This is a genomic window from Bacillus sp. AK128 (assembly GCF_053903075.1).
On record NZ_CP096379.1, the window covers coordinates 3,788,888 to 3,804,967 of the forward strand.

The 16,080-nt window shown below is 36.2% G+C and carries 10 protein-coding genes and 1 riboswitch; of the genes, 4 read left to right on the plus strand and 6 right to left on the minus strand.

Annotated features, from left to right (window positions below; genetic code table 11):
* Positions 1 to 62: 62 nt before the first annotated feature.
* Together abc-f and M1D60_RS19135 are read right to left on the minus strand one after the other, a co-directional pair.
* Entirely contained in the window at positions 63 to 1,703 is a 1,641-nt protein-coding gene (gene abc-f / locus M1D60_RS19130; protein ID WP_456276421.1) for a ribosomal protection-like ABC-F family protein, read from the minus strand.
* A gap of 883 nt (positions 1,704 to 2,586) precedes the next feature.
* Positions 2,587 to 5,034 carry a putative bifunctional diguanylate cyclase/phosphodiesterase gene (locus M1D60_RS19135; RefSeq protein ID WP_456276422.1) on the minus strand — a complete coding sequence of 816 codons (2,448 nt, stop codon included), beginning with the start codon at positions 5,032 to 5,034 and terminating at the stop codon, positions 2,587 to 2,589.
* Between the two features lie 231 nt (positions 5,035 to 5,265).
* A riboswitch (cyclic di-GMP riboswitch) is annotated at positions 5,266 to 5,349 on the minus strand.
* Positions 5,350 to 6,248: 899 nt separating this feature from the next.
* On the opposite strand from M1D60_RS19135, the gene M1D60_RS19140 reads away from it, so the two are divergent.
* Positions 6,249 to 7,319, plus strand: coding sequence for a methyl-accepting chemotaxis protein (locus tag M1D60_RS19140; protein WP_456279496.1), 1,071 nt, complete (start codon positions 6,249 to 6,251; stop codon positions 7,317 to 7,319).
* 954 nt (positions 7,320 to 8,273) lie between these two features.
* Here the strand turns inward: M1D60_RS19140 and M1D60_RS19145 are convergent.
* On the minus strand, positions 8,274 to 9,377 hold the full coding sequence (locus tag M1D60_RS19145; RefSeq protein WP_456276423.1) for a response regulator transcription factor: 1,104 nt from the start codon (positions 9,375 to 9,377) through the stop codon (positions 8,274 to 8,276).
* Positions 9,378 to 9,503: 126 nt separating this feature from the next.
* Between M1D60_RS19145 and M1D60_RS19150 the strand changes: the two genes are divergently transcribed.
* Positions 9,504 to 10,397 (plus strand): 3-hydroxyacyl-CoA dehydrogenase, encoded by an 894-nt coding sequence (locus M1D60_RS19150; protein WP_456276424.1) that lies wholly within the window; start codon positions 9,504 to 9,506, stop codon positions 10,395 to 10,397.
* An 890-nt stretch (positions 10,398 to 11,287) separates the two neighbouring features.
* Positions 11,288 to 12,259: a phosphotransferase family protein gene (locus tag M1D60_RS19155; RefSeq protein ID WP_456276425.1), complete on the plus strand. Its 972-nt coding sequence runs from the start codon at positions 11,288 to 11,290 to the stop codon at positions 12,257 to 12,259.
* Between the two features lie 206 nt (positions 12,260 to 12,465).
* Here the strand turns inward: M1D60_RS19155 and M1D60_RS19160 are convergent, their stop codons facing one another.
* Together M1D60_RS19160 and M1D60_RS19165 are read right to left on the minus strand one after the other, a co-directional pair.
* On the minus strand, positions 12,466 to 13,266 hold the full coding sequence (locus M1D60_RS19160) for a LysM peptidoglycan-binding domain-containing protein (RefSeq protein ID WP_456276426.1): 801 nt from the start codon (positions 13,264 to 13,266) through the stop codon (positions 12,466 to 12,468).
* A gap of 160 nt (positions 13,267 to 13,426) precedes the next feature.
* Positions 13,427 to 14,578, minus strand: coding sequence for an AI-2E family transporter (locus M1D60_RS19165; protein ID WP_456276427.1), 1,152 nt, complete (start codon positions 14,576 to 14,578; stop codon positions 13,427 to 13,429).
* 339 nt (positions 14,579 to 14,917) lie between these two features.
* Here M1D60_RS19165 and M1D60_RS19170 point away from each other — a divergent pair, with 339 nt between their 5' ends.
* Entirely contained in the window at positions 14,918 to 15,436 is a 519-nt protein-coding gene (locus tag M1D60_RS19170) for a hypothetical protein (protein ID WP_456276428.1), read from the plus strand.
* 49 nt (positions 15,437 to 15,485) lie between these two features.
* Here the strand turns inward: M1D60_RS19170 and M1D60_RS19175 are convergent, their stop codons facing one another.
* Positions 15,486 to 16,034: a glutathione peroxidase gene (locus M1D60_RS19175; protein ID WP_456276429.1), complete on the minus strand. Its 549-nt coding sequence runs from the start codon at positions 16,032 to 16,034 to the stop codon at positions 15,486 to 15,488.
* Between the last annotated feature and the right edge of the window lie 46 nt (positions 16,035 to 16,080).

The following is a 16,080-nucleotide window of genomic DNA, read 5'->3' on the forward strand; positions in this document are numbered from 1 at the left end:
CAACAATAAAAAACGATCACTAGAAAGTGACCGCTTTAATTTAGATTACTTATTCCTAGAGTTTACTTTTCAACAGGAAGTTCTTTTATTTGTTTTGTGAGTTCAATAAACTTTTTATCAAGTTCAGCATAGCCAGCATCATGTTGAGTCATAAAACTAAGCTTCCCTAACACTTCCTGCCTCTCTGATTCTAGTTTTAAGCGTAGTTCTTCCGTATCATCACTTTCTTGAAATGCTTCTTTCCATAGCTTTTGTATTTGTTGGTTGGAGATGATCAATTTATTTTCTGTTGCTTTTTCTAAAAAATATTGATCATGAGAAACCACTAGTAACGTACCATTATACTTCGCCAGAGTATCCTCTAATTGTTCCCGTGAAGGTAAGTCCAGATGATTGGTCGGCTCATCTAAAATAAGCACATCTTTTTCTTCTAATATATATGCCATCAATTTACACTTCACACGTTCCCCCATACTCATGGCCTTTATTGGCTCCGTCCATTGTGATGAGTTAAATCCTAAATGCTTCATTAAATTTTGGACTTTTCCTCTGTCCTTAAATGTCTCCTGGTAAAATAATTGCTCTGGTGTTTGATCTAGTGGCAAATCAAACACTTCTTGTGTAAGATAACCAATTCTCGCTGAAGGAGACATCCATACTTCGCCTTCCGCTGATTCCTGACCCATGATGACTTTTAATAGGGTCGTCTTTCCGCAACCATTAGGTCCTGTTATTGCTACTTTTTCTCCATACTGAACCGTAAAGTTGGCGTTTTGAAATAGAATTCGTCCATTAAAAGACTTTGTTAAATTTTTTACCTCTAAGAACCTTTTCCCTACTTTATTAGTTGTGTTCATAGAAAATTGTACCGCATATTCTGGCTCAACTGATTTCACGTTTACTTTTTCAAGCTCTTTTTCTAAACGTTTTTGTTTTGACTTTACCTGGGAATCCATACGCTTTGCTTTCACACGAAAATGCTCTTTAAACCCTTCTTGTTTCGTCGATTGTGCATGAGCCTTATTCGACCAAGAGGTGAGTTCATTAATCTGACCTTCAATACGTTCAACCATCTTTTTCTGTTTTTCATATTCTCGCTGCTGGGTAAGTCTTCTAAGCTTCCGACTCTCTTGATAGCTTGAATAATTCCCCCTATGTTCAATCAGTTGGGTTCCCTCAATCGACCATATTTTCGTTGCAATTGCATCTAAAAAATAACGATCATGAGAGACAAAAATAATGGTTCCTTTATAACTCTTCATTTGCTCAATCAAAATCTCAGTACTTCGTTCATCAAGATGATTGGTTGGCTCATCTAGCATTAATAGATGAGCTTCCTTTGCAAACCCACTGGCAAGTCGTGCTTTCAATTTCTCCCCACCACTCAATTTCCCAAAATCATGGGAAGGTACATGCCATTTCTCCAATAACTCCACTTCAAAATTGGTCATATCATCAGAAGTATGTGACTCCGTTTCCTGATCAAGCCTCACTACTTTTAGCCCCTGCTGCAATCGTTGGATTTGTCCTTGTGTTGGTTCTAAATCTTGATTAATCAATTGCAGCAACGTGGATTTTCCAGCCCCGTTCTTACCAATGATTCCTATTCTGTCTCCTTGCTGCACACTAGCATTTACATCTTCAAAAACGTTAACATTTACGACATCATAAGCAACATTGTGTAACTTAATTAGTTCTTTCATATCATCAATCCCTTCTTAAATAAGGGAGGATCTGGACATATTCATATAAAAAATCCTCCCATTTTACTGGAAGGATTAGCCGTACCTTAAAAGGATGAATAAAACAAATAAGCTACTGTTTTTCATAGCTTTACATGTTTATTAAAACGGGCAGACTAATCCAATTTTTGTTAATTTGAAATATACAATTTCAAACGTCTAAAAATAAGATTAGTTATCCATCGTCCACCCATCACTCCTTTTGATTTAATAAATATAGGATAGCATTGAATGATTTATAATTAAAGTGTTATGTTTACAAAATTTACCTACATTCAAAGAAAGTTGCTTTTTAATTACTAATAAAATGTCTTATAAACATAAGGCTAGAATAGAGAATTTGTAATTTTTATAGAATAGCTGAATACATGATATTCCATTTACTATAATACAACCAAAGGAACAGAGTCCCTGTCCCCTCGTTCCATGCCCCCGTTCCACGGACACTGAGTCCTCTATTCCACTGATTTCTTGTCGTTTTGGACTTGGTGCGGACTCACAGTCCTCTATTTAGGCAATCATAGCGAAAATTACTCATTTTTGAGTAAATAGAGGACTCTCGGTCCACTTTGTCGGCATTTTCACCGATTTTACTAGAATTAGAGGACTGAGGGTCCACTAGATTTCGTTACGGACACTGAGTCGTCTATTTCACCGAATTCGAACCGTTCCTCTGGGCTGCAGGTACAGAGTCCCTGTCCCCTCGTTCCACCGCTTACATTGAATTCATTACCTTTATATACAACCATAGGAAGAGAAACGGAATACTGCAAGCTATAACTAATGCAATCACAAGCACTTTACTTTTTACATTGTTTGCCATGAAGTCCACTGCTCCTTTTTTTTATTTAGAAAGTTCTGCTCGAAGTGAACTAGGAGAACCTTCCCCCTGGTATTGCCTAAATGTACTAGCTGGTAATGGTCTACTGTAGAAATAGCCTTGGATTTCGTCGCATTCCCATTCACGGAGAAAGTGTAATTGTTCTTTTGTTTCGACTCCTTCTGCTGTCACTTTGATACCCAGGTTTTTAGCGACTGATACTAGAGATTGGACGATCGCTGCATGATTTTTGTTACTGGCTAGGTCCCGGATGAAGGATTGATCAATTTTAATCCGATCTAGGGGAAACTTAGACAAGTAGGTTAAGGACGTATATCCTGTACCAAAGTCATCCATTGTAATTTGGAATCCAAAGTCTTTTAATAGATTTATTTTTTCTCTTGTTAGTTCTGTATTTTCAATAGCTAAGCTCTCGGTAATTTCTAAATCTATTTTTTCTGGAGGAATGGAAAATTCGTCTATGCTCCTAAGCAAAAATGGAATAAAATTATCTGCAATAAATTGCTTTGGCGAGATATTTACGGATAGTTGAAAGTCCTTCGGGAACTCCTTTTCCCAATCTTTAAATTGTCTTAAGGCTTCTTTCATAATCCAGTTGCCTAATGGGATGATTAAATCGGTTGCCTCTGCTAAAGGAATAAAGTCTCCCGGGCTAACAAAGCCTTTTATAGGATGCTGCCAACGGATAAGTGCCTCTGCACCAACTATTCCTTCATCTCTCGCACTATGCTTAGGCTGATAATAGAGTTCAAATTGTTCTTCTTCAATCGCAATCTTTAATTCTTCGTACATCTTAATCTTCGATAGCATATCTTTTTCTAAGGATGCTTTATATTCTGAATAACTATTTCGTCCAGCTTTTTTTGCAACATACATAGCCATGTCCGCATGTTTAATTAATGTATGATAGTCTTCTCCATCATTTGGATAATAAGAGATTCCAATACTTAATGTGATTTCCTTCTGTTCTTCCTCAATTTTAAACGGTTGTTTCATTGCGGTTTGAATAGCTTCTATCGTTTTCCTCACTTCTATAGTATCTGTGATTTCAGGTATACAAATCAGGAATTCATCTCCTCCCAGTCTAGCAATGAATCCTTTTCGTTCAACTGTATATTGTAGCCTCTTTGTAATAAGCTTGAGCAATGTATCCCCAGCAGCATGACCGAGATGATCATTGATGTCCTTGAACATATCCACATCAATAATGACAGTCGCAAACGGTAACTTCTTGTTAATTTGGTCTTCCACTTCTTTATAAATTCCTCTTCGATTTAAAAGTCCAGTAAGCTCGTCATGGTAAGCTAGGTAGTTCACCTTCTCTTGGACTTTATTTTGTTCCGTTACATCCTTAACGATTGCATAGATACCTGTAATGGAATCATCTACTTTTATTTGCGTTGCTGTTACATTTAGATTGACTAACTGCTTGTTCTTATTAAGGATAAAGGTTTCAAAACTAACACTGCTCCCTTTTAAAATCTCATGAAGAAAGGTAGTCAATTTTAAAGTTTCCTCTTGGAACAATAAATCCCTTATATTCAACTTAAGAATTTCTTCTAAGGTGTAGCCGGTTAAAGGTAGCGCGGAAGGATTTACTTCCTTAAAATTTCCTTCCAAATCTAAATTAAAAATAGCATCTGGATTGTATTGAAACAAAGAGCGAAACTGCTGTTCATTTATGTTGAGTCTCAAATTTTGATTCTCAAGCATACCATGCTGGTAAATCATTTGGTTTTCAATATAGTTAACCGTGATGATAAACAATAATATTAAGCTAGTGATAGCAATAATTGTCACCGAGAAATTTATATTTTGATAAAGTCCTTGTATAAACATATAAAGAATCGAACCAAATGAAATACTAAAAATCGTAAAAAATAAAGAAGTTTTTGTATAAGTTAAACTCCTATTAATCATTAATCGATCAATATGAAGATGTTCAAATATCCTTGCTATATTATAAATGGAAGTCGTTAATAGGATGACCACATAAAAAACATACTCACTATTAATATCAATGGAAATAGAGTACACTTCTTCAATTAAATAAATAATATAAAACAATATAAAGGCAGCAACACCAATACTTAACATTAAATAAGGAAGGATGCCTTTCTTCTTATTCGTTTCAATTTTAGAAGGCTTTACGGCAACTTTTCCAATACCACTTAAGAGAAGAAAACTAATGAAGCAAAATAAGAAGGTGTAAATACCATTTTTAAAAGTAAGCATTAAATTTTCATTTGATAGTTCAATGATTTTATTACCTAGAAGGGCCATATATGGAATGATCGTTATAATAAACCCACATATAGTAGCTAAAATAAAGGTATATAAAATCTCAGGCATTTTCTTCCCAGCAGAAGAGTTGGTTAAATGCATATTCATATTCAGCAATGTAACGCATAGAATGCAGCATAAACTTAAATATATGACTAGGTTAAACATTGACTCGCTCCTATCTTCGGCACAAAACAATACTTTACTTCTTCTCCTCGCAGATGCGCACCTTCAGTCAAGTCAATTTCACACCTCAAGATGATTGGTTATAAGCTGCTTATGTCAAACTCTATATTCTTCATTCTTAGTTCAACTTCATATCTTATGGGAACTGGTAAAAAAGTCACAAAAAAAGGTGAACGAGAAGAATCTCATTCACCTTTACAGGTCGATCTATTCTTCGGTAGCCAGGCTACCATAGTATAAACCGTAGGTCCTTGGGCTTTGCGTCCTTGCCTTTCAACAAGTTTGCCTTTATCAATCTAGTAAAATTATACCATAAGTTCACTAGGATTGAGGTGTTCATTCGACATTTTTTACATAGATTTAATATAGGGAGTGACAGGGATCTTTCGGAATCATCAGAGAATGAGTAGTCTTTTTATAAAAGATGATTTACTTCAAATAGAAGCATGAACTAATAAAACGTAATCCCCATACAGACGAGATAAAATTAAAGTAACTATCGAAATTTGTAAATCTATGTCGATATAATAATGTATATTTTATCACACCAGGAGGATCTCATGAAAAGACTAGATATGAATATTAGAACATTGTTAAGAGGAACAGCCATTGTAATAATGATTTTATTTGCTTTTACTGGATGGAGTCTATACTCACTTTTTACAAGTATAGATCAAGAAGAACAAGCACAAAAGGTGGACAAAGAGATTGCAGCGCTAGTTGTAGAGTTACAAGGAGCCTCTGATTACTTGACGAATGAAGTTAGAGCATACACTCAATTCGGGAAAAGGAATCATTATGATAATTATCGGACAGAAGTGAACAAGACTAAGACAAGGGAAAAGGTTGTTAACCGACTACAGGAATTAAAGATACCTAAGGAACTGTTAGACCTTGTCGAGCAGGCTGCTGAAAACTCAAATGCTTTAATTGCATTAGAGGAAAAGGCCATGGCAGAAGTTGAGAAAGGTGATTTAGATCGTGCTAGGTACATAGTTTACAGCAATGAGTACGAGGCTGGGAAACAATTTATTGCCGAGCCTTTAAATGAGTTTAAAGAGAAGCTTGAGAAGTGGACTGCAAGCCAGGTTGCTAACGCCATCAACCGTGTTGATTTGGGAATAGCAGGGCTAGTTATATCTTCTCTATTAGTATTAATTGCAATAATTGTTACATTTGTATTGCTATTTATGAAAATGAAGCCACTTGCGTCACTTACTGCATTTGCTGAGCAAATAGCAACAGGAGATTTAAATATTCAAGTGACTCAACCTAAATCAAAGGATGAAATTGGTCGATTAACTCTTTCCTTCATTGCAATGCATGATAGTCTTAGAAATCTATTATTCTCTGTAAATCAGGCAAGTGAAAATGTTGCAGCATCATCACAGGAGCTTCTAGCTAGTGCTGAACAAACAACGAATGCGACTCAACAAGTAGCCACGTCTATAGATGAAATATCGAGTGGTGCTGATGTACAATTAAAGCAGGTTCAAGAAAGTAATCAAGCTTTAGACGAGGTTGCCAATGGAATTCAGCTTATTGCAAACACCTCATCTGCTGTAGCAAAAGCTTCTGAAGAAACGACCATTAAGTCTGAAGCTGGTACAAATAGTATCCACGAAGCTGTTTCACAAATGAAGGCCATCGAAACTAACGTGAATACAACGGCAAAATCGATTCAAACCTTAGATGAACGTTCCAAAGAAATAGAAAAGATTGTAAGTGCCATTACTAATATTTCTTCACAAACAAATCTTCTAGCTCTAAATGCAGCAATAGAAGCAGCAAGAGCTGGAGAACACGGAAAAGGATTTGCGGTTGTAGCAGATGAGGTAAGGAAACTAGCAGAAGAATCCAATCAATCGGCTCAACAAATCACTCAGCTTATTCAATCGATCCAGTCAGACACATTATCCACAGTTGAACAAATGAAAACTGTAACAGAGGATGTCGTTACTGGAGTAAGCATTATCGAAAAAACAGGATTTGTCTTTGAAGATATTTTAAAGTCTGCTCAAAATGTTGCTAATCAGGTTGAAGAGGTATCTGCCGTATCAGAACAAATGGCAGCAAGTGCAAATCAAGTAACCCAATCATTTGAGTCAGTAAACGAAATATCTGAAAATGCTACAGCAAGAACACAAACTGTTGCCGCATTAGCAGAAGAACAAACAGCCTCAATGGAGGAAATCTCTGCATCAGCAGAGACTCTAAGCAAACTAGCTCAGGATTTACAAGAACAAGTGAATAAATTTAAATTTTAGAAGACCGGGGGACGGTTTGAGACCAGTGAAAAAGTAGACATTTCTGATATGTAAACTATTTTTCGGGATCAAATATGTCACCTAGTATAACAAACGAGCCTTAGAATCAATTCAAGAGGCTCGTTTGTTTATATACTTATCCCAGGCTCGGACGGTTCTACTGGTAACTACACACCCCAGCTAGAGTTTCACAAAATGAAGCCATATAAGGGACGTAAAAAGTTACACTGAGGGGCCTCCTAGAATTCGGTGCGGACACTGAGTCCTCTATTCCACTGATTTCTAGTCATTTTGGACTTGATGCGGACACTGAATCCTCTATTCAGTGCAATTACAGGGAAAATGACTTACTTTTAACCAAATAGAGGACTCTCTGTCCACTTTGTCGCCATTTTCACCGATTTTACTAGAATTAGAGGACTGAGGGTCCACTGGAATCCGGTGCGGACACTGAGTCCTCTATTCAGTGCAATTACAGGGAAATGACTCGTTTTTGACCAAATAGAGGACTCTCGGTCCACTTTGTCGGCATTTCCACCGATTTTACTAGAATTAGAGGACTGAGGGTCCGCTACAATCCGGTGCGGACACTGAGTCCTCTATTTCACTGATTTCTAGTCATTTTGGACTTGATGCGGACACTGAGTCCTCTATTCAGTTAAATTACAGGGAAATGACTCGTTTTTGACCAAATAGAGGACTCTCGGTCCACTTTGTCGGCATTTCCACCGATTTTACTAGAATTAGAGGACTGAGGGTCCGCCTAGTCTTACCAATGATAATCAATCCATTGCACAGCTCATGGATGACACTACTCAAAAAGCAGAATCAATCATAAAATAGATTTTTCAAGTATAAAAATCTGTAAAAATCAAGGAAAGCGCCTGTTTAACATACAGTCGCTTTCCTTTTTATTATAGATTTTTTGCTATTTATACTAGCCAGAGCTAGGATTTAGTCAATTAACCCCATTCGAAAAGCCATCGTAATAATTTGAGTTCGATTTTTGGTTTTTAGTTTAATCATCAATTTTTGAATATAATCACGAATTGTAAACTCACTTAAAAACATCAGCTCCGCCATTTCTTTGTTACTGTAACCTTCTGATAAAAGATGAAGAATTCCTAATTCCTTTTCTGAAAGATCTAAGTGATATTTTACACCCACTCCCAATTGTTTACGAGCTAAATACATTCCCATACGGACCCCAACTTGTTCTAGTACATCTAGTTTTATTTTTGAACAATCAAAAGTTTCTCCTTGTTGGTCTAACGTTAACCAACCATACAACTGTTTTTCAAATGTAATTGGAATGAAAATGATGGAAGATAGATTAAATAACTCTATTGCTGCTTGTTGTACATAAGGCTCAGGCTTTCTTAAAAATAACGGCTTCTTTAACGAGAATACTGGTTCTGATTCAATTTTACCTCGCAGTAACTGTACCTTTGGTAATTCTTCACCAATGGCTCCTGAAAACTCCTTTAACCAAGGATTATAACTTAAGAATATACATCTTTTAAAATGAAAGATGTCTTCAATTTGTGTTAGGAGGTATGGTAAATCCTCCGTACCATTACACTGAATAAGAATTTCACTAAGTGCATCTAACTTGTCTGTGTATTTCTGTTTTTCCTCAGTGGCATTAGGTGGGTCCTCAATCCATTTCAGATATAAAGTAGTTACCATTCTAAGCAACTCATTATGGAAAGAAAGTAATTCTTCTTCATAATGATGACGGTGTTGAGATAAGACACTTTTGAATGACTCAAATACGATGTCTTGAAATATATTTGATTTTGTAATGGGCATTTCTTTACTGTGCATTTGTACCCAATAATGTAAAGCATCCTCTTCAATTTCTGTATTTTTCATCTGTATCATTAAGAACGCAATAAATGCAGAAATGAACTGACGAAGTTGCTCCTTCTGGGTTTTATCTATGTCAGGGTTATTTTCCAGTCGTATCAATGAGTTCTTCAATATTTCAGAGCGGTGTATCTTATAAAATAGGAGATATTGAAAGTCAATTTTCTTCATTATTTTACCTACATTCATATAATTTTTCACACCTTAATTACCTATGTTTGTACGTATATTATGCCACGATAGTATTATAGAATAAATAGTGGAAATAATAATTTGAGTATTATTATTGATTACATATGTAAAGGAGAATAACCTATGAATTTTAAAAACATTATGGTTGCAGGTAGCGGTGTCTTAGGAAGTCAAATTGCCTTTCAATCTGCATTTTTTGGTTGTAATGTAACCGTTTACGATATTAATGAGGATGCAATTAAGCTTGGAAAGGATCGTATAACAAAATTACAACCTGTATATGCTGACTATTTTAACGACGAAGCGAAAGCAAATGCTGCGCTGGAAGGGATCTCATTTAGTTCTGATTTAGCTGAAGCAATGAAAGATGTCGATTTAGTCATTGAAGCTGTACCTGAACGTGTTGATATTAAACAAGACTTCTATCAAAAGCTGGCAGCTGTTGCACCTGAAAAAACAGTATTTGTATCAAACTCTTCCACCATGCTACCAAGTCAATTTGCAGAGTTTACTGGCCGCCCAGAAAAATTCTTAGCGCTACACTTTGCAAATTCAATCTGGCAAAACAACACTGCTGAAATTATGGGGCATCCAGGAACTGAACACCAATATGTAGAACAGGTAACTGAATTTGCACGTTCTATCGGGATGATTCCATTTGTCCTAAAAAAGGAACAACCAGGTTATATCTTAAACACATTATTGGTACCGTTTTTAAATGCAGGGTTAACTTTATGGGCAAAAGATATTGCTGACCCACATACGATTGATAAAAACTGGATGATTTCAACTGGTTCACCAAGAGGTCCATTCGGTACTTTAGATATTATCGGCATGGAAACACCTTATAATTTGAATAGAGCACGCGCCGAATTAGATCCAGCTTATGGCGTAATTGCAGACAAATTGAAGTCTGAAATGATTGATAAAGGAAAAATGGGAGCAGCTACTGGAGAAGGCTTCTACAAATATCCAAATCCAGAATACATGGATCCAAAATTTTTAAAACAAAATTAATCTACTTAGACTAACCCCTTATAAAATAACTTGGGGAAGATCCTAATGAACGAAGCAGCTTAATATAATTCAGAATTTCTGATCTAATTTAATATTTTTATCCTTACAAATAATCCTACTCAATAAACTACTCTGAGTAGGATTATTTTTTTTGCATGGTGACTTTTTTACCTCCGAAGTCGAGTATTGAATTCAGTGGTTCCTTTGTCTATTATTGCTCTTTTTTTAGATAACCCCAGTCAATCATTCTACTAGTGAAATGCTTATTAGTGATACTAATCCCTGTGATGCACCCAAAATGAGTTTCTTAGCTCTCTTACGTTTGATTAATGGAAATAAGCGGAGTGCTTCCGTCTATTAAAATTAGACCAGGTCCTTAAACTATAGAAACCAAATGTAGCTCGTTCTCCCGTCTCATGGAACGAGGTCCCTGTCCCCTCGTCACACCCTCGTCACACACCGGAATCCGGTGCGGACACTGAGTCCTCTATTTCACTGAATTCTAGTCGTTTTGGACTTGATGCGGACACTGTGTCCTCTATTCAGTGCAATTACAGCGAAAATGACTTGTTTTGGACCAAATAGAGGACTCTCGGTCCACTTTGTCGGCATTTTCACCGATTTTACTAGAATTAGAGGACTGAGGGTCCGCCTAGACTCCGGTGCGGACACCGAGTCCTCCATTTCACCGAATTCGAACCGTCCCTCTGGTCTGAACCGTCCCCGCTCCAACTCAATATCCGTTTCTATATGTTGTTGATCATAAGGTATATAAACTTAAAATGCTTTTGAAATTTACCATTTATTTGGCAGGGTTTTTTGTTATTTTATTGAATGTAACATTGGAAAATAATAGGTGAATATTACCTTATTGGAAGGGAGAGGTAAGGGTGGAAAGCAGGACAAAGAATAGACAAAATAGAGAAGTAATTGATGCTATGGTACGGAGGGGCTTTAACGGTGTAGGGATTGCAGAAGGAGTGGATGCACTTACAGAACTCAAAGAAGGCTGGTTTAATGTTGCATATAAAATCACATTAACAGATGGACGAGAGACTATTCTCAAAATAGCACCACCCCTAGATGCAGAAATTCTAACCTATGAAAAAAACATCATGTTTACTGAAGTTAACATGATGAAGTTGGTTGCAAGGGAGACAGAGGTAAGGGTGCCTGAAGTTTTTTACTATGACCAAAAGAGGGACCTCTGCGATTCTGACTATTTCTTTATGGAAAAGCTATCTGGAAGCAACTACGATCATAAAAAGAAGAACTTATCCGAAGAAATAAACAGCTCCATTAACACTCAGATTGGAAAGTTTCTCAAACAGATAAACAGCATCAAAGGTACATCCTATTTTGGCTATGAAGGCAACCCGGAGCTTCGTGGAAAGACCTGGAGGGAAGCCTTCTCAAAAATGATTTCTTCAGTCCTTGAAGATGGAGAAAGGAAACAAGTAGACCTAGGCTGCAGCTATGATGAGCTATATGCCCTGATAGAAAGGAAGCTAGATTATCTAAAAGTAGTTACCACTCCACAGCTTATTCACTGGGATTGTTGGGATGGAAATGTTTTTGTTAAGGATGGTAAGGTTGTGGGCATTATTGACTTTGAGAGGGCATTATGGGGAGATGCTCTAATGGAATCCTTATTCCGATGGCGTAATCCTCATCAATTGGCAGGGTATGAGAAACAAAACCTTACATTTGAGGAGGAAGTAAGGTCGAAGCTCTATGACTTATATATGTATTTAATTATGCTAATTGAATGTGAATACAGGCATTATAGTGATGATGGCGCTCTGAACTTTTCATCAAAAGGCTTAGCTAATACGATTGGTTGGTTCAGGGAGAAAGAATAACTTAAGAATACCTAGGGATTCTTACCGTGTAGAAGGAATCTAAAGAGGCACCCTTTTTTTTCGGGTGCCTCTCTCTGTCCTCTAATTCACTTTTTCAAATAAAGACTGTGCAAGAAATGCTTCAATCGTTTGAGCGGAAACACCTAGCCCTTAAGAATAGATGGAAAGGTAGCTGGAACAAGGTCCCTGTCCCCTCGTTACACTCGTCACAATACTTCACTTTCGATCGTATCCACAACCCAATGATCATCTTCATAATGTAAGGTGTAGATCATATATCTATGTCCTAGCATTTCTGTTTCTCGTTCTTGGATCACCCTAACTTCTCTTTCATTCAACTCTTCTATAATATATGGAGTATTAGTGTCTAACCAAGTAATTCCATCCATTGGAATCACATATAGCCCATCATCTTTTTCTTCAAAATAGTTTTCGGCAAACCATTTACTAAATCCAAGTGACATAAACGAACGAACATGGTCGACCAACTCTTGCTTGGATTCTATATTTGGGATTTTAAGTTCATCATTTCTGCTTTCAAAAATAGAATCAACTGTTTCCCTAGCTTCAGTCATTAGCTCGGCTACATCAACTTCTGGAACCGTATCTTCGTTCTCTTGGTCCACATTCACATAATCAACCACTACAATTTCTGAACCAATCGTTAAACTATAAGGGTCAATTTCTGGATTTAATTCAACTAATTCGTCTACAGATACACCATCATAGACAGCAGCAATATCTGTTAGTGTATTGCCAGGTTGTATAACGTGTGTCACCCTTTCTTCTGTTGGGACTGTTATTTCTGCTCCAACAGGAATGGCATATGGGTCATACTCATTCGCTTCCATCATATCTTCAACCGAAACATCATCATAACTTTGGGCAATTCCCCAATATGTGTCACTTGGCTCTACCGTTACTGTTTTGGATGCTGAAACGTTGACAGCCCCAAACACTAGTCCCAATCCTAGAGCCGGTACTAATAATTTTGTGGCTTTCTTCATGTCTTTCTCCTCCTTAAATAGTAACCTATTAATCTTTTTCCACGTTAGAAACTTTTAAAACATTAACTTACTATAAGAAGTAGTAGACATGATTAGTATGAAAAACATTTCTGCTAATTATCAAGCTAATATGGAATCCTAATAGTCATAAGAACACTAATTAATCTTCTATCTCATAATACCCACGGTCATCCCCATAATACTTGTTATATCGTTTCTTAAACTTATAGAAAAGATAAGAACCAATAACCTTGACAATGGCATAGCCCGGAATTCCAAGAATGACACCGATGACACCAAATAAATTACCTGCAATCAATAAAACTAAGATAATCGTTAATGGATGAATTTTCATCGTTTTTCCCATGATATTGGGAGAGACGAAATTTCCTTCTAGAAATTGGACTGCGATCCATACAATGGCTAGCTTTAGCAACATAAATGGGGAGCTGACAATTGCAATGATCGCAGCAGGAATGATAGCAATGGTTGGCCCTAAATAAGGAACAACACTTGTCACTGCTGCGACTATAGCCAATGTAAAAGCATATTCAAGTCCTATAATCAGATAACCAATAAATAATAGAATACCAATCACCGTTGCGACAATAATCTGACCCTGGATGTAAGAACCAACTTGCGTATCGATGTTATTTAAAATTTGCTTGGTATCATCTCTAAACTTCGGCGGAAATAATTTAATAGAAAAACGTTGAAACCTTTTTCCATCCTTTAATAAGAAAAATAAAATAAATGGAAAGGTTACAATAGATATAATCGTATTTGTAATCGTACTAGCAACATTCTGTATCCCTTGAAAACCACTTGAAATATAAGTTCCAATCAATTGTGGAAATTCACTTAATCTCTCTGTTACCCAGTTATAACCATCATCATAATACGGCCCTAAAAAAGAATTCTGTGCCCATTCTGTCATGTTATCTTCTAGCTGTTTTAGATAACTTGGAAATGTTTGAACTAAATCTTTCACCTGTGCTTCGATCGATGTAGCAGTTAACAGGAGAACTCCAGTTAAAGCACCAGTAAAACCAATAATAAGAATGATAATTCCCCAAATTCGTTTTATCCGAAATCTTTCGAGCAATTCAACAATTGGATTTAATAGATAATATGCAATAAATGCTAGGATTATTGGAGGTGCAATGGTCGATACAATGACCTGTAGTGGATAAAAGATAAACGAAATTTTCGTATAAATATATATGGTAATACCATTTAGAATCAGAAATGCTAATAAGTATAAAACATTTTTACCACCAATCAATTTTAAAAACCTGTTTTGTTCTTCCATTCAAGACATCCCCTTTACCCGCTGTTCGCTCAAGTACAATCTCTCACCTAAAAGGCCGAGTAACACGAAAAACGGCCACTTTGAAGTGACCACCTATTAAAAATTCAAAACAAACGTTTGTTTAAAGTAGTTATGCTTCAGAGGTAGTTTATCTCTTTTTACTATTACCACAGTTCATATCCTTTCAAACGAAAATTAAATGTTAGAAAAATGATGATTTTTTATATAGGAATCGACTTCCACCTAATATCGAATTTGTATAAATAATACAATCTGTCAGAAACTAATCATCATTACCTAATCGTATAATCTTCGCATGTAAGAGGAGTTCAAAAAATCATGTCAAATAAAATCATTATATCTACTAAAAGTGAAATTCATATGGAAGTTCATCAGAAGGACTTCTTTTCCGATTGGAAAGAAATTTTAAGGAGTTATGAAGAAGAAGGCTATTTCGATCACCTTACCAATCAATCTGAGAAAGTATTTATTACATCACCTGAACCGATTGGAATTACATCATTAGTAGACACGGATGAGAATTCAGAAATTGTTTACGCTAAGCGGAAAGAGAGAAATTTATATACGAGGTTTGTGAAACATAGACAAGGCAGCATAACCAATTCCTTTGTTGTCATTCTTAACAAATCCAGACATAAAGAAAATGAATACTTTTTAGTCACGATGTTTCCTGGAAAAGGGGCATATAGAGAGCCTGAAGATCCTAACATCTCAACAAAAGAAGAACTCAACGAATCCTTACTTTTTTGGAGTAGCCACGCGTTGGTATTTGATGAAAGTACAATTGATCGCACTACCGTCACACCAATATGTCCATATAAAGATCTTTATCATTGAATAAAATTAAGTAAAAAGCTACCCACATTTGTGGATAGCTTGTTTAGTGTTACAGCAGTGCTTCAATTTCTTTTTCAAAATCAATAGGTTCCGTTGTTGATTCGTAGCGAGCCATTACATTACCTTCTCGATCGATTAAGAACTTTGTAAAGTTCCACTTAATAGAAGAATTATCCGTCATATACTCTGGGTGTCTATCGTTAATAATTTCCATCAACAGTTTTGAAACCGGGTGACTCATATCAAAACCACCAAATGACTTTTGTTGAGACAGATATTTGAATAAAGGGTGTGCATTCTCATCTCGCACATCGATCTTTTTAAAGATTGGGAAGTTAACTCCGTAATTAATAGAACAGAATTCTTCAATCGCTCCATCTGCTAATGGTTCTTGCTCCGCAAATTGATTAGATGGAAAACCTAATACAGTAAAACCTTTAGCCTCATATCTAGCTTGTAATTTTTGCAAATCCTCTAATTGCGGTGTAAAACCACATTTAGTCGCTGTGTTAACGATTAGCAACACTTTACCTTTATATCTCGATAATGTTCTTTTTAGACCAGCAGGTGTTTCTATTTCAAAATCATAAATTGACATTGATTTTCCCCCTCCTTTAAAGCTAGATAAAATATACCACATTTTC

Excerpts from the sequence above, each read along its gene's own strand:
- abc-f (WP_456276421.1), bottom strand. The coding sequence starts at position 1,703 with ATGAAAGAACTAATTAAGTTACACAATGTTGCTTATGATGTCGTAAAT.
- M1D60_RS19135 (WP_456276422.1), bottom strand. The coding sequence starts at position 5,034 with ATGTTTAACCTAGTCATATATTTAAGTTTATGCTGCATTCTATGCGTT.
- M1D60_RS19140 (WP_456279496.1), top strand. The coding sequence starts at position 6,249 with ATGAAGCCACTTGCGTCACTTACTGCATTTGCTGAGCAAATAGCAACA.
- M1D60_RS19145 (WP_456276423.1), bottom strand. The coding sequence starts at position 9,377 with ATGAATGTAGGTAAAATAATGAAGAAAATTGACTTTCAATATCTCCTA.
- M1D60_RS19150 (WP_456276424.1), top strand. The coding sequence starts at position 9,504 with ATGAATTTTAAAAACATTATGGTTGCAGGTAGCGGTGTCTTAGGAAGT.
- M1D60_RS19160 (WP_456276426.1), bottom strand. The coding sequence starts at position 13,266 with ATGAAGAAAGCCACAAAATTATTAGTACCGGCTCTAGGATTGGGACTA.
- M1D60_RS19165 (WP_456276427.1), bottom strand. The coding sequence starts at position 14,578 with ATGGAAGAACAAAACAGGTTTTTAAAATTGATTGGTGGTAAAAATGTT.
- M1D60_RS19170 (WP_456276428.1), top strand. The coding sequence starts at position 14,918 with ATGTCAAATAAAATCATTATATCTACTAAAAGTGAAATTCATATGGAA.
- M1D60_RS19175 (WP_456276429.1), bottom strand. The coding sequence starts at position 16,034 with ATGTCAATTTATGATTTTGAAATAGAAACACCTGCTGGTCTAAAAAGA.